24 protein-coding genes are annotated in these 26688 nt (G+C 43.9%); 11 read left to right on the top strand and 13 right to left on the bottom strand.

The genetic code is table 11. The features are described 5' to 3' along the window. The first annotated feature begins 28 nt into the window (after nucleotides 1-28). From L2W36_RS11250 to L2W36_RS11230, 5 genes are all read left to right on the top strand, one after another. Nucleotides 29-1120, top strand: a complete 1092-nt coding sequence (locus tag L2W36_RS11250) for an alkene reductase (RefSeq protein ID WP_236110062.1) — start codon at nucleotides 29-31, stop codon at nucleotides 1118-1120. A 185-nt stretch (nucleotides 1121-1305) separates the two neighbouring features. After that, on the top strand, nucleotides 1306-1587 hold the full coding sequence (locus L2W36_RS11245; protein WP_038226228.1) for a hypothetical protein: 282 nt from the start codon (nucleotides 1306-1308) through the stop codon (nucleotides 1585-1587). A 638-nt stretch (nucleotides 1588-2225) separates the two neighbouring features. Further along, the gene (locus tag L2W36_RS11240) at nucleotides 2226-5246 is read left to right on the top strand and encodes an NADH-dependent flavin oxidoreductase (RefSeq protein WP_236110061.1); all 3021 of its coding nucleotides are present in this window, start codon (nucleotides 2226-2228) and stop codon (nucleotides 5244-5246) included. A gap of 53 nt (nucleotides 5247-5299) precedes the next feature. Next, nucleotides 5300-6244 (top strand): FAD:protein FMN transferase, encoded by a 945-nt coding sequence (locus L2W36_RS11235; protein WP_107306000.1) that lies wholly within the window; start codon nucleotides 5300-5302, stop codon nucleotides 6242-6244. Between the two features lie 112 nt (nucleotides 6245-6356). After that, nucleotides 6357-7757 (top strand): amidohydrolase, encoded by a 1401-nt coding sequence (locus L2W36_RS11230; RefSeq protein ID WP_236110060.1) that lies wholly within the window; start codon nucleotides 6357-6359, stop codon nucleotides 7755-7757. 58 nt (nucleotides 7758-7815) lie between these two features. Here L2W36_RS11230 and L2W36_RS11225 read toward each other — a convergent pair whose 3' ends face one another. The 3 genes from L2W36_RS11225 to melR form a co-directional block, all read right to left on the bottom strand. After that, nucleotides 7816-8364: a disulfide bond formation protein B gene (locus tag L2W36_RS11225; RefSeq protein ID WP_236110059.1), complete on the bottom strand. Its 549-nt coding sequence runs from the start codon at nucleotides 8362-8364 to the stop codon at nucleotides 7816-7818. Between the two features lie 15 nt (nucleotides 8365-8379). Then, nucleotides 8380-8535: a DUF5993 family protein gene (locus L2W36_RS11220; protein WP_006069256.1), complete on the bottom strand. Its 156-nt coding sequence runs from the start codon at nucleotides 8533-8535 to the stop codon at nucleotides 8380-8382. Nucleotides 8536-8723: 188 nt separating this feature from the next. After that, nucleotides 8724-9728 carry a transcriptional regulator MelR gene (melR, locus tag L2W36_RS11215; RefSeq protein WP_038226208.1) on the bottom strand — a complete coding sequence of 335 codons (1005 nt, stop codon included), beginning with the start codon at nucleotides 9726-9728 and terminating at the stop codon, nucleotides 8724-8726. 327 nt (nucleotides 9729-10055) lie between these two features. Between melR and L2W36_RS11210 the strand changes: the two genes are divergently transcribed. The 3 genes from L2W36_RS11210 (at nucleotide 10056) to L2W36_RS11200 (ending at nucleotide 15217) form a co-directional block, all read left to right on the top strand. After that, complete coding sequence (locus L2W36_RS11210) at nucleotides 10056-11408, top strand: alpha-glucosidase/alpha-galactosidase (RefSeq protein ID WP_236110058.1); 1353 nt, start codon at nucleotides 10056-10058, stop codon at nucleotides 11406-11408. Nucleotides 11409-11478: 70 nt separating this feature from the next. Then, a complete protein-coding gene (gene melB / locus L2W36_RS11205; RefSeq protein WP_236110057.1) occupies nucleotides 11479-12906 on the top strand; it encodes a melibiose:sodium transporter MelB in 1428 nt (475 codons plus the stop codon). 100 nt (nucleotides 12907-13006) lie between these two features. Beyond that, nucleotides 13007-15217, top strand: a complete 2211-nt coding sequence (locus L2W36_RS11200; RefSeq protein ID WP_236110056.1) for a hypothetical protein — start codon at nucleotides 13007-13009, stop codon at nucleotides 15215-15217. 76 nt (nucleotides 15218-15293) lie between these two features. Here the strand turns inward: L2W36_RS11200 and L2W36_RS11195 are convergent, their stop codons facing one another. The 3 genes from L2W36_RS11195 to L2W36_RS11185 form a co-directional block, all read right to left on the bottom strand. After that, nucleotides 15294-16733, bottom strand: coding sequence for a catalase (locus L2W36_RS11195; protein WP_236110055.1), 1440 nt, complete (start codon nucleotides 16731-16733; stop codon nucleotides 15294-15296). A gap of 397 nt (nucleotides 16734-17130) precedes the next feature. Beyond that, complete coding sequence (locus tag L2W36_RS11190) at nucleotides 17131-17910, bottom strand: glycine betaine ABC transporter substrate-binding protein (protein WP_236110054.1); 780 nt, start codon at nucleotides 17908-17910, stop codon at nucleotides 17131-17133. A 123-nt stretch (nucleotides 17911-18033) separates the two neighbouring features. Beyond that, nucleotides 18034-18927 carry a DMT family transporter gene (locus L2W36_RS11185; RefSeq protein ID WP_006069263.1) on the bottom strand — a complete coding sequence of 298 codons (894 nt, stop codon included), beginning with the start codon at nucleotides 18925-18927 and terminating at the stop codon, nucleotides 18034-18036. A gap of 163 nt (nucleotides 18928-19090) precedes the next feature. On the opposite strand from L2W36_RS11185, the gene L2W36_RS11180 reads away from it, so the two are divergent. Further along, nucleotides 19091-19291: a hypothetical protein gene (locus tag L2W36_RS11180; protein ID WP_236110053.1), complete on the top strand. Its 201-nt coding sequence runs from the start codon at nucleotides 19091-19093 to the stop codon at nucleotides 19289-19291. A gap of 200 nt (nucleotides 19292-19491) precedes the next feature. On the opposite strand, the gene L2W36_RS11175 is transcribed toward L2W36_RS11180, so the two are convergent. Continuing rightward, nucleotides 19492-19977 carry a MarR family winged helix-turn-helix transcriptional regulator gene (locus L2W36_RS11175; RefSeq protein WP_231892903.1) on the bottom strand — a complete coding sequence of 162 codons (486 nt, stop codon included), beginning with the start codon at nucleotides 19975-19977 and terminating at the stop codon, nucleotides 19492-19494. Between the two features lie 181 nt (nucleotides 19978-20158). Continuing rightward, nucleotides 20159-21307, bottom strand: coding sequence for a cyclopropane fatty acyl phospholipid synthase (gene cfa / locus L2W36_RS11170; RefSeq protein WP_031494225.1), 1149 nt, complete (start codon nucleotides 21305-21307; stop codon nucleotides 20159-20161). Between the two features lie 374 nt (nucleotides 21308-21681). Here cfa and L2W36_RS11165 point away from each other — a divergent pair, with 374 nt between their 5' ends. Then, nucleotides 21682-22857, top strand: coding sequence for an MFS transporter (locus L2W36_RS11165; protein WP_006069267.1), 1176 nt, complete (start codon nucleotides 21682-21684; stop codon nucleotides 22855-22857). A 21-nt stretch (nucleotides 22858-22878) separates the two neighbouring features. Here the strand turns inward: L2W36_RS11165 and L2W36_RS11160 are convergent, their stop codons facing one another. Continuing rightward, nucleotides 22879-23043, bottom strand: coding sequence for a hypothetical protein (locus tag L2W36_RS11160; protein WP_156750258.1), 165 nt, complete (start codon nucleotides 23041-23043; stop codon nucleotides 22879-22881). Here L2W36_RS11160 and L2W36_RS11155 point away from each other — a divergent pair. Beyond that, a complete protein-coding gene (locus L2W36_RS11155; RefSeq protein ID WP_236110052.1) occupies nucleotides 23022-23903 on the top strand; it encodes a DoxX family protein in 882 nt (293 codons plus the stop codon). The two genes, L2W36_RS11160 and L2W36_RS11155, sit on opposite strands and share 22 nt — an antisense overlap. Nucleotides 23904-23968: 65 nt before the next feature. Here L2W36_RS11155 and L2W36_RS11150 read toward each other — a convergent pair whose 3' ends face one another. From L2W36_RS11150 to phnR, 4 genes are all read right to left on the bottom strand, one after another. Beyond that, on the bottom strand, nucleotides 23969-24277 hold the full coding sequence (locus tag L2W36_RS11150) for a hypothetical protein (protein ID WP_031493168.1): 309 nt from the start codon (nucleotides 24275-24277) through the stop codon (nucleotides 23969-23971). 126 nt (nucleotides 24278-24403) lie between these two features. Further along, nucleotides 24404-24922, bottom strand: coding sequence for a GNAT family N-acetyltransferase (locus L2W36_RS11145; protein ID WP_236110051.1), 519 nt, complete (start codon nucleotides 24920-24922; stop codon nucleotides 24404-24406). A gap of 80 nt (nucleotides 24923-25002) precedes the next feature. After that, complete coding sequence (locus tag L2W36_RS11140; protein ID WP_236110050.1) at nucleotides 25003-25902, bottom strand: multidrug transporter; 900 nt, start codon at nucleotides 25900-25902, stop codon at nucleotides 25003-25005. 65 nt (nucleotides 25903-25967) lie between these two features. Further along, nucleotides 25968-26672: a phosphonate utilization transcriptional regulator PhnR gene (gene phnR / locus L2W36_RS11135; protein ID WP_006069272.1), complete on the bottom strand. Its 705-nt coding sequence runs from the start codon at nucleotides 26670-26672 to the stop codon at nucleotides 25968-25970. Nucleotides 26673-26688: the final 16 nt, after the last annotated feature.

Here is a 26688-nt window from a genome sequence, read left to right as displayed (position 1 = left end):
TAAACATCAGCCACTCAGGACATTCAACATGAGCAAGTTATTTGAGCAAACAGAGATCAAAGGTCTAGGACTTCAAAATCGTATCGCGATGGCACCAATGACTCGAGCACGCACTAATCAGCCAGGCAATATTCCTAATGATATGATGGCCACCTACTACCAACAAAGAGCCACCGCTGGATTGATCATTTCCGAAGCGACGCAGATTTCCGATGACTCTCAAGGTTACTCTTTTACTCCAGGTGTTTATACCGATGAACAGGTGGCCGGCTGGAGCAAAGTGACGCAAGCTGTGCACAGTGAAGGCTCAAAAATGTTCTGCCAACTTTGGCATGTGGGCCGAGTATCCCATCCAACGTTCCAAAACGGTGAAAAGCCAATGGCCCCCTCTGCTCTAGCACCAGTAGAAACTCAAGTATGGATTGCAGACGAAAACGGCAATGGCAACATGATAGATTGTGTCGAGCCACGCGAAATGACCAAAGACGACATTCAGCGTGTGGTTAACGATTTTGCCACCGCTGCAAAGCGTGCTGTAGAAGCCGGGTTTGATGGTGTCGAAATTCACGGTGGCAATGGCTACCTTATCGACCAGTTCCTTCGCACCAACTCCAATAAACGTACCGATGAGTATGGCGGTACACGCGAGAATCGTATTCGTTTCTTACTTGAGGTTGTGGATGCGGTTGTCAGCGCGATAGGTGCTCACAAAGTCGGCGTCCGATTAGCACCATTTATAACTTTTAAAGATATGAATTGCCCAGACATCGTACCGACCATTCTTGAAGCAGCGACAGAATTACAACAACGTGATATCGCTTACTTACATTTATCTGAAGCGGATTGGGATGACGCGCCTGAAATTCCTGAAGCATTTCGTATCGAGCTTCGCAAACGTTTCGACAACTGCATCATTGTTGCCGGCGGTTACACTCAGCAAAATGCAGAGGCCGTGCTAGCTAAAAACTACGCCGATATCGTCGCCTTTGGTCGCCCGTTTGTGTCTAACCCAGACTTGGTCTCTCGCTTACAACACGACAAACCACTAGCGGAACTCGATGGCGCTACTCTGTTTGGTGGCAATGACAAAGGTTATACCGATTATCCAACAATGCCATAACGCTCAGGCCCGCCTTTTGTGCGGGCTTTTTTGTCACCAAATTCCTACATCAATCCTGCTTTTCTTCTTTTTAATCATATATTAACCCGTCAAAACCCTTCATTTGCACAAAATATGACCTCGCTCAAAAATATATGCATCATTAGGAGTATTTTAGGAACGTTCATATTTCAGGAGTGAAAAACATGACAGCTTCAAAAATGTTTGTAAGGGATTTTCTGGGATTACTATTAATCGTCTGCACTGTGCTTGCAGGATTGTGCGTTTTACTTTGCCTACTTGCATTGTTTGCATACGTAAACCACGAAACGATTCTCGCCTCTGACTTCTTCCACGAATCGTTCTACCTCATCGCTTTCTTTATTCCACCCTACTTCATAGCAAGACACATCAACCGTGCAGAGACAGTCACTGCCGTTGAGCAATATTTGTTGATGAAGAGTAAAAGCGAGCAACTTCCACACTAATACGCTTTAAGGGTAATCTTCAATTCATCCTGACCATTACCCTTATTCAACCGCGATCGACGTATTCAGTTACGTACTTCACTGAGCAATTCGACGTTTCTTGTCACTATCTTTCTCTGTTAACTACCGCCCTCAACACCATTAACTCGTCTGACGAATGATGCCCGGTAGTGGAATCTTATTTTCAGCTAAGCACCAATATCCAAAGCTTAAAAAGTTACATTAATGTCACCAGCTGCTCTTTGTCTCTATCACAAAGCTGAAAGCATTACCTGTTCAAACTGCGGTGAAAATAGGGCTATTACGTTGTTAGACTCGGTCAGCTTAACTAATGAATAAAAATAAACCATTGTTATTAAAAGATTTATATAGTTATCCGCCCCTACCAAAAACAGAGCCAGCGCTTGTCGTAACAAATACATTTAATGCATCTAATACATAAACAATTCTTAAACATATGCACAATAAACATATATTGAATGCAAACCTTTCATTTTACTCATAAAAATTATCCATAGTATTTTTGAGGGAAAGTCATCTGATGATGTTTTTCTTATATGAAAAATACTTTGAGCAATGCATTCGGCTCTTGAGGAGTTTTTCATATAAGAATTAATCAGTATGAGGAATATTAACTAATGACAAAGTTAATCGAAGAGATAACGCTTGGGCTGTCCAAGGCCACGCTTAAAAACCGCATTGTCATGGCACCAATGACCATTCAATCTGCATTTTTTGATGGTGGAGTGACTCAAGAAATGGTGGATTACTATGCCTCTCGTTCTGGAGATGCAGGGGCTATTATCGTGGAAAGCGCATTTGTCGAAAATTACGGCCGTGCATTCCCTGGGGCTCTAGGTATCAACCACGACAGTAAAATTGCTGGCCTCGAAAAATTGGCAACGGCAATTAAAGCTAAAGGTTCGAAGGCTATTTTACAAATTTATCATGCTGGACGCATGGCAAATGGTGAATTCAATGGCGGCCACCAACCGATCTCTGCCAGTCCTGTTGCCGCTCTGCGCGATAACGCAGAGACCCCACTCGAGATGACCGAAGAGCAAATTGTTGGCATGATCGACCATTTTGGTGACGCAGTTAATCGTGCCATTCTTGCCGGCTTTGATGGCGTTGAAATCCATGGCGCCAACACTTACCTTATCCAACAATTCTTCTCTCCACATTCCAACCGACGCACTGATAAGTGGGGTGGTGATATTGAGAAACGCACCACATTCCCGCTCGCTATTTTAGAGAAGGCGAAGCAGGTAGCCACATCTCACCAAATGCCTGGGTTCATTATTGGCTACCGTTTTTCTCCTGAAGAGATTGAAGAGCCGGGAATCCATTTTGAAGAGACCATGTTCCTTCTTGATAAACTCGCTCAAAGCGGCCTTGATTACTTCCATTTTTCAATGGGTAACTACGCTCGAAACTCTATTGTTAATCCAGAAGACAAAGAACCGCTTATCCGCAAATTCCATGCGTTGAAGTCTGAAGATGTTGCTAAAGTCCCAGTTATCGGTGTCGGTGGCATTGCTCAGCGTCAAGATGCGGATACTGCGCTTGAGTATGGTTATGACATGGTTAGTATTGGTAAAGGTTTCCTTGTCGAACCAACATGGGCAAAGAAAGCAATCAATGACGAAGTCTGCGCTGAATTTGCTGATATCGCTCAACAACAAGCATTAATGATCCCAACACCATTGTGGGAGATCATGGATTACATGATCATCGACAGCGCAGCCGAAGCATTAAAACACCAACGTATCAAAGAGCTTCAAAGCGTCGAGATCAAGTTCGAACCCGGCGAATACACAGCGTATGGTTATGGCCATAACGGTCAACTTCCAGTCACGGTCAGTTTCTCTGAAGATAGAATTCTTGATATCGCCGTGGATTCCTCAAAAGAGTCAGACGGTATCGCCAACCCGGCTTTTGAACGTATTCCTCAGCAAATACTCGATGGTCAAACACTGAATATCGATGTTATCTCCGGCGCTACTGTCAGTAGCCAAGCTGTTCTTGATGGTGTGTCCAATGCCGTGGATCTCGCAGGGGGTAATTCAGAGGCACTACGTTGTAAAGCACGCGAAGCAGTTGAGTGGTCAACAGAAGTCATCGAAGACACCGTAGATGTGGTGGTAGTCGGTGGTGGTGGCGCAGGTTTGAGCGCAGCGCTTACCGCATTAGATAATCATCAATCAGTGATAGTACTTGAGAAGTTCCCAGCGATCGGTGGTAACACAGTTCGTACTGGTGGTTGGGTTAACGCTGCAGAGCCAAAATGGCAAAAAGCATTCCCAGCTCTTGCCGGGGAAGCAGACTATCTAAAAGCACTTGCTGACACACCAGAGTCTGAGATTGCGCCAGAATATCTCGCGGACTTCCGCATGTTGAAAGATCAGTTAGCAAACTATTTCTTAGATGTAGACGCTGGTAACCACTATCTGTTCGACTCAACAGAACTGCACTTGATTCAGACTTATCTTGGCGGCAAACGCACTAACTTAGATGGTGAATCAATCTACGGCCAATACGATCTTGTACATACACTGACTAGCCGAGCGATGGAATCGATCAACTGGCTAACAGAGAAAGGCATCGATTTTAACCGTGGTATGGTCGACATTGCGGTTGGTGCGCTATGGCGTCGCGCCCACAAACCAAATCGCCCTAAAGGTGTTGAGTTTGTTGAAAAACTGCAAAAGCACATTGTCGCTCAAGGTGGTCGTATTATCACTGATACACGTGCAGACGATCTGATTATTGAGAACGGTCAAGTCGTGGGTATTAATGCCACTCATTCAAACGGCACGAAATACAAACTAACCACGAAGCAAGGTGTAGTAATGGCATCTGGCGGATTTGGTGCCAACACTAAAATGCTTCAGAAGTACAATAACTACTGGAACGAAATCGCCGATGACATCAAGACAACTAACTCTCCAGCGCTTGTGGGTGATGGTATTGCCATTGGTGAAAACGCTGGAGCAGAATTAGTCGGTATGGAGTATATCCAGCTGATGCCAATTGGCGACCCTAAGTCAGGTGCATTGCTTACAGGCTTGATTGTTCCACCAGAAAACTTTGTCTTTGTTAATCAACAGGGCAAGCGCTTTGTCAACGAATGTGAAAGCCGTGATGTGCTGTCTAACTCATTCTTCGATAATGGCGGTGTGATTTACATGATTGCGGATGAAGAGATTCGTAAAACAGCGGCAAACACAACCGACGAGACTATCGAACGAGAAATTGAAGAAGGTATTATCATTAAAGCTGACACAATTGAAGAGCTAGCACAGAAGATCAATGTTCCGACTGCCGAACTTAGCGAAACCATTCGCTTGTATAACTCCTACGTTGATAATGGACGTGACCCAGAGTTCCAAAAAGGTGCACTTGGTCTTAAGGTCGAGCAGGCGCCTTTCTACGCGACGCCTAGAAAACCATCTGTACACCATACGATGGGCGGTCTCAAGATCGACACTGACGCTCGTGTGTTAAATAAACAGGGAGCGCCAATTCCTGGGCTATATGCCGCAGGTGAAGTAACGGGTGGCATTCACGCTGGTAACCGCCTCGGCGGTAACGCCTTAATTGATATATTCACTTACGGCCGAATCGCAGGTCAAAACGTTTCTATGAGAAACTCGTAAACAATAGGGAAGCCTCTGGCTTCCCTATTTTTATTCCTGTTCGGAGACACATTATGCCTAGCTATAAAACTCGCTTTCAAATGATGGGGACCTTCATTGATCTTGTTATTCATCATCACAATGGCGGGCAGTTGCTAAAGGACTGTTATCTCCAACTCCAAGAATTCGCCCAGCGCTTTACCGTGAATCAGTCTCATTCGGAGCTGATGAACGTCAATCACAATGCAGGTATACGCCCGGTGCGTGTCAAAGCTGATTTATACGAACTGTTGAAAACTGCCACCGCAGTGAGCCTTGATAACGCCAATCCTTTTAACATCGCCATTGGGCCGTTAATCAAAACATGGCGTATTGGTTTTAAGGACGCGACCCTACCCTCCGATTCTGAGCTTGCATCAAAGCTTGAACTTGTGAACCCCTCACATATTGTGTTTGATGACATCTACCAAACGGTATTCTTAACCAAAGTAGGTATGCAGATTGATTTAGGCGCTATCGCCAAAGGCTATTTCGCTGACAGGATAAAGCAGTATTTAATTAGCAAAGAGGTAGAGTCCGGCTATATCAGCTTGGGAGGGAACGTCTTAACCATAGGGCATGCACCAGATAGCAAAGCAAAAGCATGGACGGTTGGAATTCAGGACCCATTTCGCCCAAGGGGCCAAGTTTGCCGAATCGTACCGCTTAACGACAAGTCCGTCGTCACATCTGGCATCAATGAACGCTTCTTTGAACACAAAGGTGTACGATATCATCATTTACTCGATGCACAGAGCGGCAAGCCAATCGTGACTGATATCGCGAGCGTAACGATTATTTCCAAGTTGTCTGTCGATGGTGAAATTTGGAGCACGGCAGGTTTCCTGACTTCGGTTGACGACGCATTAGCTTACTTGAATCAACAACAGCACGTTGAAGCCATCGTCATTTCCAATCAAGGTCACGTACATATCACTCACGGACTTGTCGACAACGGCCATACGATTCTCGAAAAGTGAGACTATTAGCCCAAGTCGCTCACCCTGCGCAACCTCACTCCAGCAAACGTTTGCAATTCATCTAGAACTCACTATTATTCGCGCTAATTAAAAACAATAATTAAGAGCTACTATGAATATCAAGCAAACGTTACTCGCCACGACGATCGCTGGCTTAAGTACTTTTTCACATGCTGCCCAAAAAGTCGATCTGATGATCACCGACGCTCTCGTGCTTACAATGAACCAAGAGAAGACCGTGTACCAAAACGGCACTGTGGTTATCGATGACAACAAGATTGTCGCCGTAGGCGACGAAGCGCTAGCTGAACAATATAAAGCCAAACAAACACTTGATGTTGATGGTGATATCGTGATGCCCGGCCTAATCAACACCCATACTCATGTATCAATGACCGTGTTCCGCTCTCTTGCCGATGATGTGCCAGATCGCTTACACCGCTACATTTTCCCGCTTGAAGCTAAATTGGTGTCTCGTGATATGGTTCGTATCGGAGCAAACCTTGGTAACGTTGAAATGGTGAAAGGTGGTGTTACCACATACGCTGATATGTACTACTTTGAAGATGAAGTGGCAAAAACCGTTGATGAAATCGGTATGCGTGCAGTGTTGGGCGAAACCGTGATTAAATTCCCAGTGGCAGATGCTGCCAATGCTGATGAAGGCATCAAATACGCTTTGAACTTTATTGAAGAGTATAAAGACCACCCTCGTATTACCCCAGCGTTTGCCCCTCATGGTCCATATACCAATACGACAGAAACACTACAGAAAATTGCTAAGCTATCGCTGGAGCACGACGTGCCCGTCATGATCCATCTTGCTGAATCTCATCGAGAACAAGAGAAGATCGCAGAACGTTCCAATGGCATGTCTCCCGTTCAGTATATGCACAGTATCGGCGCGCTCAATAAAAACCTTGTTGGTGCTCACATGATTTTGGTCGATGACGAAGATATCAAGTTGGTGAAAGAGTCTGATATGGGTGTGGCACACAATATGAGTGCAAATATCAAATCGGCGAAAGGTGTATCTCCGGCGCTAAAAATGTATGATCAAGGCGTACGTATTGGCTTAGGTACTGATGGCCCGATGTCTGGTAATACACTAAGTACTATTGACGAGTTCAATCAAGTGGCTAAGGTCCACAAGCTAGTCAACAAAGACCGAGCAGCGATGCCTCCAATCAAAGTTATCGACATGGCGACCATGGGCGCCGCACGTGCACTGCACATGGAAGATAAAATTGGCTCACTAGAGGCTGGCAAGTTGGCAGATATCATCGTCATTGATACCAAAGCGCCAAACATGGTTCCGGTTTACAACCCTTATTCGGCGTTAGTTTACTCAGCGAACTCCGCTAACGTTAAACACACTATCGTCGATGGTAAAATCATAATGAAAGACCGCGACATGCTAACCGTAGATGAAGATAAGATTCGAAAGGAAGCATTAGCGTTCACGGAAGTGGTTCGCAAGACCGTCGTTGAAGCTGGCGAAGTAGTTCAGTAGATATCTAATTCACCGTTAGAAAAACGCTTGGTGTTAGCCAAGCGTTTTTATTTGGAAGCTACCTGAAGCTATCGAGCAACCAATAACTAACCGGATTATCCGGACATTGATACGGACCACATTCAATAAAGGTCGACAGCACATTAGTAGCAACCGCCACGATAGCCAAAATACAGACGACTCGACCAAACATATTCATTTGGTAGTGTTCATCACTCCAGTCTTTATTCCAAAGTACCAATAACAATGCCACCCCTGCGATAGTCATAGCAAAAATCACAAAAGCCCACGTGTAATAGTGCATTCCCAAAATCGGGCTACCAAAACCCGGGGTTCCCGGAATCACATGCAGTGAAACCTGCCTAAGTGCTGTCGCCGCACCAAATAGAGCCCCCACTAAAATGACACCATAGTGACGCTGCTCCGTGCCATACACAATATTGAGCAGGAATCCAAACATGACCATTACAAAACCAATCCGTTGCAATAAGCAAAGTGGACATGGCAGTTCATTCCACGCCACCTGTAAAACTGATCCCATGAGCAAAACAAAGGTAATTCCAAGTAATCCTAGAGTATTCAGCATAGTGATGTGCTTCTGATTCATAAGTAGTCACCTCCGCTATAACAAGATCGATAACGTATCGGTTGCATGGTGATGAAACCAATATAGACCCAGCACAACTGAGACTCCGAAAAATGCGTAACCCACCTCTTTCTTACCAATGAACGCGCTAACCATGGCGATCAAAAGCAATAAGAAAATTAAACTCATCATAAGCGACTTACCTTATTGTTTTATAGAGTATTATCCTTCCGATAACATGAGTTTAAGTATAGAAAGAGTTGCATAGGTTGCAAAAAATGAGGTGTGGGAAATCTGCAGACTTAGATTGTACAAATCAATTGAATGCTCTTTATTAGGCTATTTCGCGCCCTTGTTAAAACATGGAAAAAGCTATCATACTAGCTCCCCAATACCGTCAGCGGTCTTTTCCCATCGCAGGCTCCTTTCTCAAGATCATATAATGGACTAGTACCGTGACTGCTCCAACGGTGGTCTTCTCTCGACAGCTTGCGATATTGTGTGGGCGTGACTCCGATATAGGTTTGGAATGTCTCGTAAAAGCGGCTACTTGAGTTAAAGCCGACGGTAAGTGAGATATCTAATATGGTTCGGTCTGTATCACTAAGCAAGGCTCGGGCATGGTTAATGCGCATGGCGGTGATGTACTGCTTAATGGTCATCTGCATTGTGCGTTGGAACACGTTCATTGCGTAGTTAGTGTGCAAGCCAATGTGTTCAGCGATATCTTTGATCGTCAGAGGTTGATTGTGATGAGTTGCTATGTATTCCAACATCTGACTGACGTAAAACTGAGAGTGTTTAGACACCCCTTTTGGTGTTGACTTGTCCTGCTTATTAATAAGTAATTGCTGCCAACCATCAAGGCAAATCCGCTTTAACATCAAGCCAATTTCATCCACAGCAAGCTGCTGGCGGCTTTCCGATGGATGGTTCATTTCTTCTGCCCAACGGGCAATTTCAAACTCACTAATCAGCGAACATGAGTTGGATTGAATTACGCTACCGTGAGTGATTTGATTGACGAGATCTCGGCTCAATGTCCAAGACATAAAGTGATGGATAGGTATATTTATGATTCCCATATTGTGGCTGTGACCCGGGTCAGTCAAGCGATGTGGCACCGATGCCCAGAACAATCCAATCGCACCGCTTTTTACAACAATGGGGCTGCCGTTAATGATGTACTCCACATCATCACCGAACGGAATATTAACTTCAATTTGGCCATGCCAATGGTATCCCGGCATCGAATGTGGCGGTCTCAATTCAATATCAATTTTCTCATACGACGAATAGAGCGACAGCGGACTGACCGATACCGTTTCTGATGAGTATTTGTCTTGGGTGACAACTTTCAGCGCATCTGGGTCATATTGTTTCATCTATCACTCCTTAGGAAATCGTACAAACCTGTTTTAGCAAATCGTGCAATTTAAAACTCTGAACAGGATCATATAGCCAAACTACCCCAATAAGTAAGATTCAAGTTATGTGATTAAAGTCAGTGTGTTACATGAAATGCGCTAGTATTTTCACAATCTTTATCCGCAAAAATGACAATATTGTCCCATTTCCTAAGATTTTTATTTGGCTCATTAGAAATATGAGAAAACAGGATACTCATTGTTATATCTGAGACGAATCTACTCTTGCCACAGGTGTACCTTAGCTTCATCGAAACAGAACTTTGAGAGATAAAGGATTCGACTATGAAAAGCCCCAAAATCACATTCATCGGTGCTGGCTCCACCATTTTTGTTAAGAACATCCTTGGTGACGTTTTCCACAAGCCCGCATTAAAACAAGCGCAGATTGCGCTGATGGATATTGATGAACTGCGTTTAGAAGAATCTCACCTTGTCGTGAGCAAACTTATGGAGTCCTCTGGTGCGACCGGTACCATCACTTGTCATCTAGACCAAAAAGAAGCACTCAAAGATGCTGACTTTGTGGTTATCGCATTCCAAATTGGCGGTTATGAGCCATGTACGGTGACAGACTTTGAAGTGTGTAAGCGTCATGGTTTAGAGCAAACCATCGCTGATACTTTAGGCCCTGGTGGAATCATGCGCTCGCTGCGCACCATTCCTCATCTATGGAGTGTGTGTGAAGACATGACAGAAGTTTGTCCAAACGCCACCATGCTTAACTACGTCAACCCAATGGCGATGAACACTTGGGCAATGTATGAAAAGTATCCGCATATTAAGCAGGTGGGTCTTTGCCATTCGGTGCAAGGCACGGCTGAAGAGATAGCTCGTGATTTGGAGCTTAATTATGCTGACCTTCGCTACACCTGTGCAGGTATCAACCACATGGCTTATTACCTCACAATAGAGAAGAAAAATGAGCAAGGCGACTATGTTGATATCTACCCTGATCTACTCGAAGCTTTTGAAAGTGGTAAAGCGCCTAAGCCGGGTCTTCACCACAATGGACGCTGTACCAACCTCGTACGCTATGAAATGTTCAAAAAGCTTGGCTACTTTGTCACTGAATCTTCAGAACATTTTTCTGAATACACGCCATATTTTATCAAACCAAATCGCCCTGATTTGATAGAACGTTATAAAGTGCCACTAGATGAATATCCGAAACGCTGTGTAGAACAAATTGCAGACTGGAAAAAAGACCTTCAAGAATTCAAAAACGCCGACCAAATTACGGTTCAAGAGTCACATGAATACGCCAGTACCATCATGAACTCAATTTGGACAGGAACTCCAAGCGTCATCTACGGCAACGTCAAGAACGAAGCATTGCTCGACAACTTACCTCAGGGTTGCTGTGTAGAAGTCGCCTGCTTAGTTGACGCCAACGGTGTTCAACCAATCAAGGCGGGTCGATTACCAAATCATTTAGCCGCGTTGATGCAAACCAACATTAATGTTCAAACACTGTTAACTGAAGCGATTCTCACCGAAAACCGCGAGCGCATCTACCACGCTGCCATGCTTGACCCTCATACCGCTGCCGTACTTGGGTTAGAGGAAATATATGCACTGGTTGATGACCTCATCGACGCTCATGAAGGCTGGCTGCCTGAGTGGGTAAATCAGTAAATCAATACCAATAAAAACAATAACGTGAATATTTAACGCCTTCTCTATGGGAAGGCGTAAGGAGTAACAAATGAGTATCTCAATGAATACCAAGCTGAGCTATGGCTTCGGCGCATTTGGCAAGGACTTCGCAATTACCATCGTCTATATGTATTTAATGTTCTACTACACCGATGTGGTAGGCATTTCCGCTGCAGCGGTGGGCACCATCTTCCTCGTTGCACGTATTTGGGATGCGGTCAACGACCCGATAATGGGCTGGATCGTTAACAATACCCGTAGTCGCTGGGGTAAATTCAAGCCTTGGATTTTGATTGGCACGCTTGCCAACTCTGTAGTCCTTCTGATGCTGTTCAGTGCACACTATATTGACGGCCCTTGGCTGATTGCTTATGCCGCTGTCACCTACATTTTATGGGGTATGACTTACACCTTAATGGACATCCCGTTCTGGTCTCTAGTACCAACTCTAACCTTAGACAAACGTGAGCGCGAAGAGCTTGTTCCTTATCCTCGATTCTTTGCAAGTCTTGCATGGATAGTCACTGCTGCCATTGCTATGCCGTTTGTGAACTATGTAGGTGGTGATGACAAAGGTTTTGGCTTCCAAATCTTTACGTTACTCTTAATCGCTTGTTTCCTTGTCTCAACTTACATCACTCTTCGTAACGTCAAAGAGCGCTACTCGACCGCTAATTTGGATGAAACACAGCAGGAAGAAAAAGTATCGTTAAAACAGCTTCTTAAACTCATCTACAAAAATGATCAGTTAACGAGCGTGCTATGTATGGCACTATCCTACAATCTAGCAACAAACATCATTACAGCGTTCGCGGTTTATTATTTTACCTACGTGGTCGGCAACGAAGCTCTATTCCCTTATTACATGGCTTATGCGGGGATTGCGAACCTCATTACCTTAGTACTGTTCCCGAAATTAGCACAAATGTTCTCACGTCGTGTTCTTTGGGCTTGTGCTTCTAGCTTCCCGATTTTAGGTAGCGCGGTACTTATTTATGTAGGCATGTACGACAAACAGAGCATTCTATTGATTTCAACGGCTGGTGTCCTACTCCAAATCGGTACTGCCTTGTTCTGGGTACTGAATGTCATCATGGTGGCAGACACTGTTGATTACGGTGAGTACAAGCTTGGCTCTCGCTGTGAGAGTATCGCCTACTCAGTGCAGACATTAGTGGTAAAAGCAGGTTCAGCATTCGCCGCATTCTTCATCGGTATCGCGCTCACTGCTGTCGATTACGTGCCAAACGTAGAACAAAGTGCTGACACTGTCTTTGGCATGCAATGCATCATGGTTGGCTTACCTGCGTTCTTCTTTGCAATTGCATTGGTGGTCTATTTCCGCTTCTACAAGTTGAACGGAGCCTATCACCAACAAATTCAAGACCATCTCACAGAGAAATACGATCACATTACCAATGATGGTTCCGAAAAAGGTCAATCGGCTAAACCTGCTGAGCCAGCACAAGCTCTATAACCCAATACAATAAAACCCATGCAGAAGACCTGTCTGCATGGGTTCACTAACAAACGTCAAACATCGGCTAGATTTTCCATTTCCAATAAAAGAGAACAGTATGAAACTTAAAGTCCTTGCATCCGCAATCACTTTTGCCCTCACACTATCTGGTGCGGCAATTGCACAACAGAACGACAACCTTATTGTGAACCCAACATTTGAAAACAAAGGACTAGGCTGGAGCTATTGGTTTGCCAATATCAAAAACGACCAAACTCATGAAGGTGAATACCGAGGCCGTATTGCCCAAGGTCGAAACCACCACATAAGCCAAGAAATCACGATTCCTGAAAGTGGCTATTATGATTTATCTGCGTTTATCATCAGTCCAGGACAAGACGCCACTCTTGCTATTACCAACCTGTACGATGAAATCTTGGTACGAGATAAAGCTAAACAGAGCAAAAAATACAAACGTAACAAGCTCAAGCACATTCCTTTGGAGCAAGGTGAGCAGTTAAAAGTCTGGTTCTCGGGTTCTAAACGTGGTGGTGTTAGTATCGACAGTGTTTCTTTGACTAAGAGTGACAAGAACAAAAAGCTGAACTTCAATCAGATCATCCAGTTCTCCGCTCTAGAGCAAGTGGGTGCAACAAACCTTAACAAGAAGTCTAAACAGATTGAGTTTTACGTCCCTTATGGTACCGACTTAACCCGTATCACCATTGATAATATTCTCGTTTCGTCCACCAGCAATGTCTCATTAGAAAACGGAGACACGGTTGATTTTACTCAACCTGTTCGTGCTGTCGTAACCGATCCAAAAGGTAACAAGCAACGCTGGACAATCAAAGCGATCGAAAAAGAGAAACAAGTTGTTGTCACCTCTTCCAACCAAAAGCTCCAAGAGTCGTTCGATTGGGCTATCGATAAAACCCGTCGCTTCGTTATGACTGGCCAGCATGATCTGGTCAACCGTGACGAATTCAACAACGATGGAGATGGCACCGCGGATTACATCCCATCCTATTGGGCGGGGTATTTTGATAGAACAGCCTTCTATTCTCGCGATTTTTTGCATCAGGCGAGCGGAGCAAAGATCGCTGGATTGGATATCGAAAACTTTTCCATGTTTAAGACCTTTGCCAAACACTCAACAGAATCCAGAAAGTGGTACACCTTGTGGGCTGTGAACTTTGATGGCACGCCTCATACTATTGATTACAAAGATGATAGTTGGTTTGTCCGCGAGGTTCCGGCTCAGTTTGAGTTCGTCGAAAAAGCATGGCAGCAATATCAGTGGACTGGTGATAAGCGCTACATCGAAGATGAGGACCTATGGCGCTTTTACACTAAAGTGCTCACAGACTATATCGAATTACACGACGACCAAGATCCAAACGGAATCGCAGAAGGTTACGGTGGGATTTTTGAGGGGTCAGCAACCTACAACGAGCGCGGCGAGTTTCCAATTGAAGCCGGAGATGGTATTGGCTCACAATACCAAGCAACAGTGGCTTACTCCGCTATGTTAGAAGCTCGTGAAGAGTACAGTGAAGCTGCGGTTTGGCGTGAGAAAGCTCAGCAGCTCAAAACGTACTTTAACGAGGAATGGAGCATCGCCGACCCTGATAAACCACTCGACAACTACGTCAATATCGTTCAAAGAGATGGCTTTAGAATGAATGATTTTGGTAAGGAAAACAGTTGGTTTATGCCAATGAAGCGAATTACCGAACCCGGGGAGCGTAATAATCGTTATCTTGACTTTATCGCCAAAAACTTAGGAGATGGCATCGGTTCGACTCCAGAAGCTCCAAATAATATTGAGGCCTACACTTACATTCCAGAAACCTACTTCCCGTACAATCGTAATGAGGAGGCATGGAAGTGGATGCAATACATCATGGATATCAAAGATGAGCCACATGAACGTCCAACTCAAGGTACCAACGGTGATTACCCTGAAATCTCGTTTACCTTTATCTCCAACACAATCGAAGGCTTGATGGGCATTAAACCTGATGCAGCGAACCACAAAGTGGTTACCGCTTCCCATCTCACTCCAGACATTGGTTGGCTGGAAGTAACACAACTTCCAATGGGAGAACATGAGCTTACTGTCCGACACGATGGTTTAAGTAAGTCCACACTGACTAACGACTCAAATCATAACCTAGATTGGGAGGTGTGGTTCTATGGTAATTATCCAAGTTTAGTTGTCGATGGACAAACCGTTCGCAGTCAGCACAAACAAGTTAATGGTCAGCAAGTCAGCTATGTACTGGTCTCTGTAGCAGCGGGAGACACAAGCACCGTTCACAAGTAGCGCTCTGCTCGTTCATTGAACAAGGCTCAAAGAACAAGGCTCCTCGGATTCATGCCGTGGAGCCTTGATGTCATTGCTAGTTGTTACTCAACCCCAATATGCGCGCCAACCCTTCTCCATAAGCCGTATCCGCTTGAGAGGCGTTGTATACGTGACGCAACTTAACTGCTTCACTCACTCCCGACATAGCACGTGCCGTATTTGCGAACAGACGTTGTTGCTCATCCTCAGACATTAAGCGGAACAAATCGCCAGCTTGCTGGAATTGGTCAACATTGTTTCGATGATTGTAATGGTCTGCGTCCCCAGAGATTTTCAATGGTGGCTCTGAATAGTCTGGTTGCTCCGCCCATTCTCCGTATTGATTCGGTTCATAACCTATTGTTGCGCCCGAGTTAGCATCCACTCGCATCAACCCATCACGATGAGAGGAGTGCACAGGACAACGCGGTGCATTGACTGGGATTTGATGATGATTCACTCCAAGACGGTAGTTTTGTGCGTCACGATAAGCAAAGAGTCGACCTTGAAGCATTTTGTCTGGAGAGTAACCAATGCCAGGTACAACAGCGGCCGGGTTGAAAGCCGACTGTTCAACTTCAGCAAAGAAATTCTCAGGGTTACGGTTTAGCTCGAATTCACCAACTTCTATTAGTGGGTAATCAGCGTGAGTCCATACTTTGGTTAAATCAAACGGGTTAAAGTCCACCGATTCAGCTTCTTCCTCCGACATTACTTGAATGAACAAGGTCCATTTCGGGAAGTCACCACGCTCAATTGCATCGAATAGATCTCTTTGGTGGCTCTCTCTGTCTGCTCCAACGATAACTGCAGCTTGTTCGTCAGTCAGGTTCTTAATACCTTGCTGGGTTTTGAAGTGAAACTTAACCCAAAAGCGCTCATTATCAGAGTTAATCATGCTAAATGTATGTGAGCCAAAACCGTGCATATGGCGATAGCTCGCAGGTATCCCACGATCTCCCATAACGTAAGTGACTTGATGTAGAGCTTCCGGTAGAGAGGTCCAAAAATCCCAGTTGCTCTCGGCGTTATGCATATTCGTTTTCGGATCGCGTTTCACCACTCGGTTTAAATCTGGAAACTTCAGAGGATCGGCGAGGAAAAATACCGGTGTATTGTTACCCACTAAGTCCCAGTTTCCTTGTTCGGTATAAAACTTGAGTGCGAACCCGCGAATATCACGTTCAGCATCGGCAGCACCACGTTCTCCTGCAACGGTAGTAAACCGAGCAAACATCTCGGTTGTTTTACCTACTTCAGAAAACATCGCGGCTCTTGTGAACTTAGTGATGTCCTGAGTCACTTTGAAAGTACCATATGCGCCAGAACCCTTAGCATGCATACGCCTTTCTGGGATTACTTCCCTATTGAAATGGGAGAGTTTTTCCAAATACCAAGTGTCTTGAAGAAGCATTGGACCGCGCTCACCAGCTGTTAGCACGTGATTATTATGAGCAACAGGGCAACCCGTTGCAGTGGTTAGTTTTTTAGTCATTGCTTATCCTTCCATTACTTCGCGAGTAGGTAACCTCTTACCACCGCTCAAATTAAATACAAGAACAGTAATTGCCTTTTATTTAAGACGCCCAAAGTGGACCAAAAGGCGTTATCGACAGGTAGCAAGAGGTTTTATTTGCATTTTGTAGTTGTAAACACTAAGTAGGATACGCTCTATAATGAATAACATAATATCTAAAAAAGTGAATTCTCTTTTTTGCACAGGCGAATAATACAAAGAAGCAAACTAAATAGATGAGTCCATATAATAACCCCCATCACATGGAATAATTTTTTAAAATTTTCTTGCAAGCTCTCTTATTGAAAACTTGCTTACTAAGTTAAAAAAATCACTCATAAAGAGTGATTTTTATCAGCAATTACGACAAAGCTATTTATCGATTATGTTCCAGCCAATGCTTAGTCACAATATCAATATCCAAACCTTCCCTACTCACTTTGTAGTCTAGCTCTGCGATAATCTCGTTAGAAAACTTCAAGTCATCTAGCTGATTGATTTGCGCTGCCGTAAACCTATCTGCTACGTCTTCAGGTACGAGTAGTACAGCACGGTCAACAATACCGAGCAAACCTTTAGGGTCTTTTATCTCTCGAATGTCGTACTTGAAATGCAGGAACTGCGGTTTCCATAGTGGCACAACGAACCACTCATTGTTGGCGACTCGTTGCTCAAAGGTAGTAAAGCAGTCTTCCTCAGTCCCAGTGTGAAATTCGTACCCAGCTTCACTTAGTCCATACTCTTCCATCATTTTAATTGAAAATCTGGTAATGCCGGCTCCAGGATTGATGCCCTGAATATCCTTTTGCATTTTGCCCAGTACATCTTGCTTGAGCAAATCCTTCACTTCCCGAACAGCTTCTTCAGGAACATAACTTGGCACTCCCCAATGCGCATAAGGTTCATAGTGCAAACCCAACTCAATCACGGGACGTTTTTGTTCAACATCCTGTTTGTAGATTCCATGGCTAGAAGGCAGCCAAGCAGAGGTTAGAATATCAACCTCACCAGATTTAAGCTTTGCGAAATTTTCTTGGTGCGGAGAGTAGATTCGATTTACCTCAAATCCCATGTCGGTAAGCACATGAGATATAAGAGAGGCGGTAATTCTATGGAATGATAAATCTGTTACGCCTAAGTTTATTTTTTTATTCATTATTTCACCGTATAAATTTATTTATATTAAAAGTTCTGACTTGTTAGCGAATATTTTCTTTCAATAACATTCAATACACGCCGATTAAATCCCTATTAAAATGGAATTTGAAGAGATGGAAGATTAGTAATCAATTATGGTTTGTTCGGTTGGTAGCTTTTTCTTATATTCGAAAAACTGTGCCATTAGGTTGCTTAGAACCATTAAAGCCATCACTGATATTTGAACTTGACTAAATGAATCTCCCATTATTGTCGCTCCGAGAACCATCGCTAATATAGGATTGAAGGTTCCAAAAAAACTCAATTCATTAGTAGATATCATCGGAATTGTATAAATGTAAGCACCATACGCCAAAGAAGTGAGTCCTATCGTCAACCAGAACATCGCGGCCCACTGCTCACTACCAACCGGGATGGCTGCGACAAATGACCTACCGCTCCATACCATTTCCCAATATGCCATGGGGATCAACAGCAAGCCTCCAAAAATCAGTTTCCATGTGAGTAACTTCCACCAATGGATCTTTTTCATGACGTGCTTTGCTACTACGCTACCGCCTATCAGTGCCGTCATCGCACCAATAAGTAGCACCACCGCACTCACATTGACAGGAACAGTACTCGAAAAGAACAAATACGTTGCACAGGCTATAAGAATTAAGGCTGATAGCAATTGAATCAGAGACGGTTTTACTTGATGGAATATACCCATTATAGCCAAACCAATCACAGGCAATGCGACCATTCCAACGCCCACCAAAGTGCTAGGAAGCTGCATCGCTGCAGCAAAGAGCAAACCAAAGAACAAAGCGATATTGAGAAACCCTATCAGTAGCAATGCAGGCAGTTCTGACGCCTTTGGTAAGGTTGGTTTAAGTAACAGCAGTATTATGCCCGCTGGTAATGCTCGCCACACCGCCAGCGCAAATGGTGACCAACCGACAAATTCAGAAGCCACTACGGCATAAGTGGTCCCCCACAACAGCGGAGCCAACATGGCTAGAAAGATTTTCATACTACGACTCTCATTTATGTTTAATTAAACATACTTTACATAAACAAAAATAGATAGTAAAGTGCCTTCAAGTCATCAAATGGGGTATGCGGGGTTAACGTGTGCCGTGTTATCAATCAGGTTCGAATGAGCCACATAAGGTCAGTAAGAGTTAGGAGTTACTATGAAAGCACTATCCATATTCAAAAAAGGCGCGAGCGTCGGGGTCACTAAGACTATTTTTTTGGCAATTGAAGTAGTCTCACTACTTGTGCTGGTTTTCCAAGTAATCAGTTCGATCAGCAAAATTATGTATTACGGCGTAAAACTCAGCATTGCAAGACACCAATACCGTCAGTCTCATATGGGTAATCAACTCAAATAGTATGAATAGACAAGATTATGAATCTCCGCTGAGATTATTTTTAGATAAGACTAAGGCCCCATTTCATATCAGAAGCTTGACACATGAAATGGTGGCCTTAAATCAGGCAAGACAGTTTTTAAGTCATGAAAGTGCATATACTTATAAGAGCCATCGCAGATACCCGTTGCGTGGTATCCAGTCTAAGGTGCTACCTAGATTCAGGCTCCCATCTTACTCATCAATACCATTAGTGTTTCTATCTCACTTGGCTCTAGGGATGAAAACTGACTGGACATTTGCTCGAAGAACTTTGGATACATTTGACGGACTAACTCCACGCCGTCTTCAGTGAGAGATATTTTTACGCTGCGCTTATCAATCGTATCATGTCTTCTCTGAACCAAACCTTTCGCTTCTAGGCGATCAATTCGATTTGATAACGCGCCTGACGAAGGAAGCAAGGTCTGCTCTTTCAGTTCTTTCGCTGTCACTTCATAAACGTCACCCGCTCGATAAAGTGTTGCGATGACATCGAATTCAGACGTATTTAATCCATATTGCTTGCAAAACTCACAACGAACATGAGTAAACTGATTCGAAGCTAAAACAAATTGTGTCACTAACCTAACGGACGATTCAGATAGACCAGCGTCCGCACTCATCCACTGACTTACGATAGATTCTTCTTTTTCTCTATTAATCAAACGATTAACCTCGGTTAATATTGACGATGGTTATAGAGCATTACCCTAGCATATTTCGCCGTTTTTCGCTTTAACATCCGCTAGTCCACCAGCATTCCATTGACGATAAAATACCTAGAGTCCGCCAAACATCATTAATCACAAAACCGACACCTTGGTGTCGGTTTACTCAATAGAAAGGTTATTCAGAACGAGCGCTAGCTGGTTTTGGCGTTCCAACTTTTGTCAGTACCATCTGCCACACGCTCAGTTCTCGACAACGAAATGCACCAGCACAACTCAATAGATAGTACTTCCACATACGGTAAAACCTCTCATTGTAGTTGAGGTCACCTTGCTGCCAAGCCTTGTCAAAATTACGATACCATGCACAAAGCGTATGATCATAATCCTCTCCAATATTATGCAGATCTTCCATATTGAACTCTGGCTCCATCGCCGTCGCTAACTGAGCTAAAGAAGGAATTTCACCATTTGGGAAAATGTATTTGTGGATCCACGGATCATTGGTTTCTGTCGATTCAAACGTACCAATAGAGTGAAGTAAAAAGACCCCATCTTGATTCAAAAAGTTATCTGCACATGTGAAAAAGTCTCGATAATTCGATGAACCAACGTGCTCTAACATACCCACAGAAACAACGCGATCGTATTTCGTTTCCGGTTCATAGAGTCGGTAATCTCGAAGAATGAAATTAACGGGAAGTTGTTTTTCCTCCACCATCTGAGTACCTAGCTTTGCTTGTTCTTCAGATAACGTTAAACCATCACAAACTACACCGTATTTTTCGGCGGCATAGATCATCAAACTCCCCCAACCACAGCCGATGTCCAAAACCCGCATACCTGGTTTTAAGCCTAGTTTTCGACAAATTAGATCCAACTTGGCCTCTTGAGCGTCATCTAGGTTATCTGCATTTTTCCAATATCCACAGGTATACGTCATACGTTTATCGAGCATAGCGCGGTATAAGTCGTTACCGATATCGTAATGAAATGAGACGTTGTGCTTGGAAATTGTCGTGCCTTGAGGGTTAAAAAACTTTTTGATTTTGTCTTTACCAATTTTGGCACCAAGTATCATTTTGGTCCTTAAATCTAAGTGCTTGTCGAGCTCAAACGCTAAGATCCTGTTTACCAATTCTGCGATGTCCTTACATTCCCACATCTTTTCCATATAGGATTCGCCCAAACCAAGCGAACCATCGGCTAATATTCGATCAAACATGGCAACATCATTGACCTGAATATCCCATGGTCTAGACCCATTAATCTTGATGTCCGCGGAACTCAACATACTTTCGAAAATTGCGTATTCATTACCCTTCATGTGTTAACTCCAAAAGAATCACCTTGAAGCTTCACATTATTCCCAATATATATTTACGTAAACATAATTTATTTAAACATTTATCACTTCAGAAGAGTGTTTTTTTTGGCGACAGTTGGAGTGTTGTGACTAAGACGCTCAACACAGCTCGGATCAACGTGAGTGGAATGCCCTATCGCTACCCATACTCTTAACCGTTCTGCTGCCAAACAAAGAGATTCGATTAGATTGTTCAGTATTTACGAATAATGATTTCATTTTTTGGGTAATTCTAAAAACTAAAATGAATAAATATACTCTCACCATCACTTGAGAGACGAGCCACCTTACAACTCAGCGTGACTCATCCCAAACCGTTTTAGAGGAGAAAAACCATGAACAAAGAGAAGATGCCATTTCAAGTCTGGATACTAACACTCGCCGCCTTCGCTATCGGCACTGCAGAATTCATTATCGCAGGTATTTTGCCGCAAGTTGCCACATCGCTGTCGATTACTGAGGGTCAGGCAGGTTATTTAATCAGTGCATACGCACTTGCCATTGTGATTGGAGGACCAATCTTAACCATTTATCTCGCACGCTTTAATAAGAAAATGGTTCTTATCGGATTAATGGCATTATTTATAGTCGGTAACCTCATGTCAGCCTTTTCACCAAGTTATGACATCTTGTTCATCAGTCGCATTATTAGTGGCTTAGTACAAGGGCCTTTCTATGGTATTGGTGCCGTTGTAGCGACAAACCTCGTGTCTGAGAAAATGGCTGGTCGCGCCGTAGGACAAATGTTTGCAGGCCTAACTCTAGCGAATGTACTAGGCGTTCCCGGTGGTACTTGGATCGGTGTTGAATTCGGCTGGCACACGACATTTATTGTGGTCGCTGCATTCGGTGTCGTAGCTCTATTCGCCATTCTTGCCGCTATCCATTCAACAGGTCACGGCGAAGCGAAAAATGTTAAAGCACAACTTGCTGCGTTCAAAAATCCAAAGCTTCTTATTAGCCTAGCGATTACCGCTGTAGTTTGGACTGGCTTCATGACACTTTACGGTTACATTGCTCCTATCGCTATGCATGTTGCTGGTTACGGTGAAAGTGCTGTGACATGGATTCTGGTCATTGTAGGTCTTGGCTTAATCATTGGTAATACGCTTGGTGGTCACTCATCAGACAAAGATTTAAACAAATCTTCTCTATTTTGGGCCATTGCAATGATTGCTTCTCTAGTACTTGTCGGTGTGTTTACCGACAACAAAATCCTATTCGTCGCCGCATCATTTATTTTCGGCATCGCATCATTCGCTAACGTTCCATCTATGCAATTACGTGTAATGAACAATGGTGGTGACGGACAAGAGCTGGCAGCAACAGCAAATATCTCAGCGTTTAATGTTGCTAATGCGTTCGGTGGTTTCCTTGGAGGTATGGTTCTTGATGGTCAGCTTGGTGCAGAAATGATTCCTTACGTGGGTGTTATCGTTCCAATCATCGGTGTGTTATTGATTCTTAAAGCGAACCGCAACGAGAAACAAGCACAACCTGTAGAAGCGTAATAGGCCTTTCTCCCCCTTGCCTTACCAACCTTGCCGTGGCGTGTTAATGCGCCACGGCATACGCATTAGCAGTCCGACAAGCTCGGTACCATTCTGAAAAAGCCAAATTCGATATTCAGCAAAGTCAACATCGCCTTTATTGGCTTTGCTTTGAGGAGAAAAAGATGAACACTTTTGATAAGACATTACGACTACTCACCCTCATTGCCGCCACTTTCACGGTAATACTCTCTGTCAAAGCCGTTATGGACAACGGACTAGGTAGTTGGGTCTCTACCTCCACAGGCCTATTTATTGCCGTTCTTATCGCGTCCTTACTTAAAACCTATAACAAAGGACAGGTTAACTTTTTTGGTTTGATAGGTGCTTTGTTTGCACAGCTCACTTTAGGAAGAATATTTTCAACCATTCACCTTGAATCAATCGATATTTCAACATTGTCGTCACTTGATCCTCTGATGGTGGCAGAGACAGGCCCAGGTATCCCAAGCATTGAGCTAACCAGCACCCTGTTGTTCGTCTTATTGGCCCTACAACTTATCGCCCTTCCTTGGAGAACCAGACTGTCGCAAACTCAATCGACAATAGGAAAACCAGACCACTACGCGTGGGGCATGACATTAGTAAGAATATATGTAGGACTTATGTTTATTGCCCATTTCACTGGTCACTTGTTAGTCGGAGGTAATCCATTTGCCGTATTTACCGATTACTTTGGCAGCATTGGCCTCCCCTTCCCTCAGGCCTTTGTCATTCTTGCAGGAATCATTGAGATATCCTTGGCGATTATGCTGTCCTTTGGCCTGTTCACACGCCTCGCAGGGTTTGGTTCGGCAGTCTATTTATTTGTATCTGTAGGCTTGGGCGGCCACTATTCAGTGGGGTATGTATGGGTACTACCCACGGGTGGCTGGGAATTCCCTGCAATGTGGATCTTCGTATCTGGGATATTCATGTTAGCAGGCGGAGGGAAATTGTCTGTTGATTACTTGCTTAGAAAAAAGCTGGGGCAAAACTCCATTAGTTTGCCGGAATATTTGGTTTAACCTATACCAAACTGAGTAACTAAAAAAGCGGGCAATCCTCATTGCCCGCTTTCAATCACATATAGCTACTTCATTGAAGGCTTTTCGATCTGATTGAGAACATCCGACACACTGAGAATACTCGCGTTAAAGATGAAAAACTGAGTTACAGCAGAATCACAAGCGCTTGATGTTGAAATGATAGCTGGTTGGCCTTTGAAACCGATACGGGATAGCTTATGGCAAAGTTTCTCTGGCGCTTTATCGAATACTACATTAAGAAAGGGCAATAATTCCTGACTGACTAATCCTTGTTCATTGAACACTTCCATTGCCTGACTAAGGTGATCCGTATCCGTGAATTCGATAATTTCTTCAATTTGTTCCAATTGCATGTACTACTCAATTCCATTTTTATCAGATGCTTAGCTCGAACGCCGAGTCTACACTATCTGATCGGTAGATAACATGTATTGGATCAAATTGAGTCTTTCGGGAACTTCCGATACTGTCGATCATAATCACTTTATGCTCAGGCGATATAAAGAAAGTGGGCTATCGCTATTAGCTTGATGTAAGCCGATGTACTGAAATCCCAGTTTTTCGAGTAATCGTATGCTGGGTGCATTTTGTGGTAGTGATACCGCGTCAATCACTGGAAGTTGGAAAGCATCAATGGCAAAAGTCAGTAATTCGCTACAAGCCTCATACGCATACCCTTTACCTTGATAGCTGGGCAAGAACGCGTAGCCGAAATCCGGGTAACTCAGGTCAGGTTTATTTAAGAAACCACAGATTCCTATTGGTGTTGAACATGATTTGAGGCGTACAACGTAATACCCAAAGCCCAATTCTTGATAGGCTTTGATGAAACCGTTGGTTAGATACTCTTGAGCTTGATCTGACGTACGAACATTGCGATCACCTATGTTTTTGAGCCATCCTTCACTGTTCATCAACTCAACAAAGAAGCCTGCATCATTACTGGTAATGTGATCAAGTTGAATTCGAGCTGTATCAAGCAGTGTTTCAAAAGTCATGGTATCTCCAAACTCATTCAATAGTAGGAAGTATCGTCGGTAATTCGCCATCTGATTCGATAACCTCAGCATCAACTTCATTAAGTCAAAGCAACCACCAGCCCAAACAGTACTAGCGTAACCCCAATACCTCGAGTATACAGCCATTTCTCATTGAGAAACCAGATGCCCATCAGGAGCCCAAAGACGATACTCACCTGACGCATAGCAACCACATAACTAACGTTATCGACCATAGTCATTGCATACAGCACAATGCCATAGGTCAGTCCCATCATAATCCCAGCGATAGACGAACGATAACGATGCTGCCAAGTTAGCGCTAACTCACTGCGTTTATTAGTCGCTAATAACCAAGTTACCAAAACAAACGCAATCGCAGCAAACTGCACGCCTAGGTAGAAAATAGCTACTTGAACTTTGGTTAGTCCGCTAGTTTCAAGCTGTAGCCATGTTAGTGCTTGCTTGTCGATGATGGAGTAAATAGTTGTGCCGATTGCGGCAATACATGACCAGAACACACCTAAATTTAAATAAGAGCCAAGCCTTAAGTCTTTGATGTGTCGCATTGGGATCAACAAACAACCCAATGTTAAGACCACAAACCCTATCCATGCATTGGGGGACAGCGATTGGCCTATGAATACGGTCCCGATCCCAACCATCAGAACTGGTAAGGCTCGCGCGATAGGATAAATTACACCAATGTCACCGGCATCATAAGCCTTGATTAAACCAATCAGGTAGATAGCCTGCCCGATTCCACTTAGCGTGACCAGAAGCCAAAAGTAACCGTCAAGACTGTCAAAACCAATCACCGAAATGCACCAGATTATATACGGCGATAGTAAAATAAGTGGAGCAATAGACGCGCCTAAAGTAAACGAATACCCAGAGCCAGTATTCGATTTTCCAAGAATATTCCACCCCGCGTGGAGCAGTGCAGAAAAAATAACAAGAAAAGCGGCATAGAGAGTCAAAGTGGGCACCAACAAACATGAAAGTCACCCCTCTCGAGACGTCAAAAGGGATGAGCAGAAGGGTATCAATCGAGCTGAGCAATAGATTCTATATTGATGGCATCGTGTCGCCAGTATTCAATATCGCAATCAATCAACTCACCGTGTTGGTTGTAATTAATGCGCTCAACCATCATAGCCGGAGTGCCAGAAGTCGCACGTAATGCTTGCGCGATGTCACCAAGAAGCGAAGTAGTGCTGACTCGGTATTTCACCTTACTGTAGGTAACGCCATACTCGTCGCGATAGATATCCGTCAAAGAGGAGTTTTCCATATCAAACTCTAACAAGTTCGCAAATGGTTCCGTCCGAATAAAGTTTGTCACGAACACGACTGGGCGATCTTCTAAATAACGAACGCGATCTACTCGATAAATATCGGAGAACGGCGGCAAATGTAAAAGCTCTGCTGCTTGCTTAGTGGCTAACATCGCTTTGGCTGACAACAACTCAGTTTTTGGCGTTCGATTTTGACTTTTCGCCATATTGGTAAAGTTCAATGTTTGAGTAGGATCATAACGCAGTGGTTCTGGTGAGATAAACCAGCCGCGCCTATCTTCGCGATAAATACGACCTTCCGACTCAAGTAGTGACAACGCTTCACGCAGCGTTACACGAGTCGTGTCAAAAGACTCTGCTAACTTTCTTTCTGCTGGCAATTTTTGTCTTGGTGTGAGCATTCCTGAGTCTATTTGCTCAACGATAGCGTCTTTAATTTTTACGTATTGCACACCGCATCCTTAATTC

Origin of the sequence: Vibrio sp. McD22-P3, from assembly GCF_021568915.1 — a bacterium.
Classification (GTDB): Bacteria; Pseudomonadota; Gammaproteobacteria; order Enterobacterales; family Vibrionaceae; genus Vibrio; species Vibrio mediterranei.
The sequence above is the reverse complement of the archived record's forward strand: the minus strand, read 5'-3'. Positions and strand labels throughout refer to the sequence as shown.

Coding starts and splice junctions, on each gene's coding strand:
- L2W36_RS11145 (WP_236110051.1), bottom strand. CDS start 24,922: ATGACTTTTGAAACACTGCTTGATACAGCTCGAATTCAACTTGATCAC.
- L2W36_RS11210 (WP_236110058.1), top strand. CDS start 10,056: ATGAAAAGCCCCAAAATCACATTCATCGGTGCTGGCTCCACCATTTTT.
- L2W36_RS11155 (WP_236110052.1), top strand. CDS start 23,022: ATGAACACTTTTGATAAGACATTACGACTACTCACCCTCATTGCCGCC.
- L2W36_RS11165 (WP_006069267.1), top strand. CDS start 21,682: ATGAACAAAGAGAAGATGCCATTTCAAGTCTGGATACTAACACTCGCC.
- L2W36_RS11240 (WP_236110061.1), top strand. CDS start 2,226: ATGACAAAGTTAATCGAAGAGATAACGCTTGGGCTGTCCAAGGCCACG.
- L2W36_RS11250 (WP_236110062.1), top strand. CDS start 29: ATGAGCAAGTTATTTGAGCAAACAGAGATCAAAGGTCTAGGACTTCAA.
- L2W36_RS11230 (WP_236110060.1), top strand. CDS start 6,357: ATGAATATCAAGCAAACGTTACTCGCCACGACGATCGCTGGCTTAAGT.
- L2W36_RS11150 (WP_031493168.1), bottom strand. CDS start 24,277: ATGCAATTGGAACAAATTGAAGAAATTATCGAATTCACGGATACGGAT.
- melR (WP_038226208.1), bottom strand. CDS start 9,728: ATGAAACAATATGACCCAGATGCGCTGAAAGTTGTCACCCAAGACAAA.
- L2W36_RS11195 (WP_236110055.1), bottom strand. CDS start 16,733: ATGACTAAAAAACTAACCACTGCAACGGGTTGCCCTGTTGCTCATAAT.
- L2W36_RS11180 (WP_236110053.1), top strand. CDS start 19,091: ATGAAAGCACTATCCATATTCAAAAAAGGCGCGAGCGTCGGGGTCACT.
- cfa (WP_031494225.1), bottom strand. CDS start 21,307: ATGAAGGGTAATGAATACGCAATTTTCGAAAGTATGTTGAGTTCCGCG.
- melB (WP_236110057.1), top strand. CDS start 11,479: ATGAGTATCTCAATGAATACCAAGCTGAGCTATGGCTTCGGCGCATTT.
- L2W36_RS11200 (WP_236110056.1), top strand. CDS start 13,007: ATGAAACTTAAAGTCCTTGCATCCGCAATCACTTTTGCCCTCACACTA.
- L2W36_RS11225 (WP_236110059.1), bottom strand. CDS start 8,364: ATGAATCAGAAGCACATCACTATGCTGAATACTCTAGGATTACTTGGA.
- L2W36_RS11185 (WP_006069263.1), bottom strand. CDS start 18,927: ATGAAAATCTTTCTAGCCATGTTGGCTCCGCTGTTGTGGGGGACCACT.
- L2W36_RS11235 (WP_107306000.1), top strand. CDS start 5,300: ATGCCTAGCTATAAAACTCGCTTTCAAATGATGGGGACCTTCATTGAT.
- L2W36_RS11160 (WP_156750258.1), bottom strand. CDS start 23,043: ATGTCTTATCAAAAGTGTTCATCTTTTTCTCCTCAAAGCAAAGCCAAT.
- L2W36_RS11220 (WP_006069256.1), bottom strand. CDS start 8,535: ATGATGAGTTTAATTTTCTTATTGCTTTTGATCGCCATGGTTAGCGCG.
- L2W36_RS11190 (WP_236110054.1), bottom strand. CDS start 17,910: ATGAATAAAAAAATAAACTTAGGCGTAACAGATTTATCATTCCATAGA.
- L2W36_RS11245 (WP_038226228.1), top strand. CDS start 1,306: ATGACAGCTTCAAAAATGTTTGTAAGGGATTTTCTGGGATTACTATTA.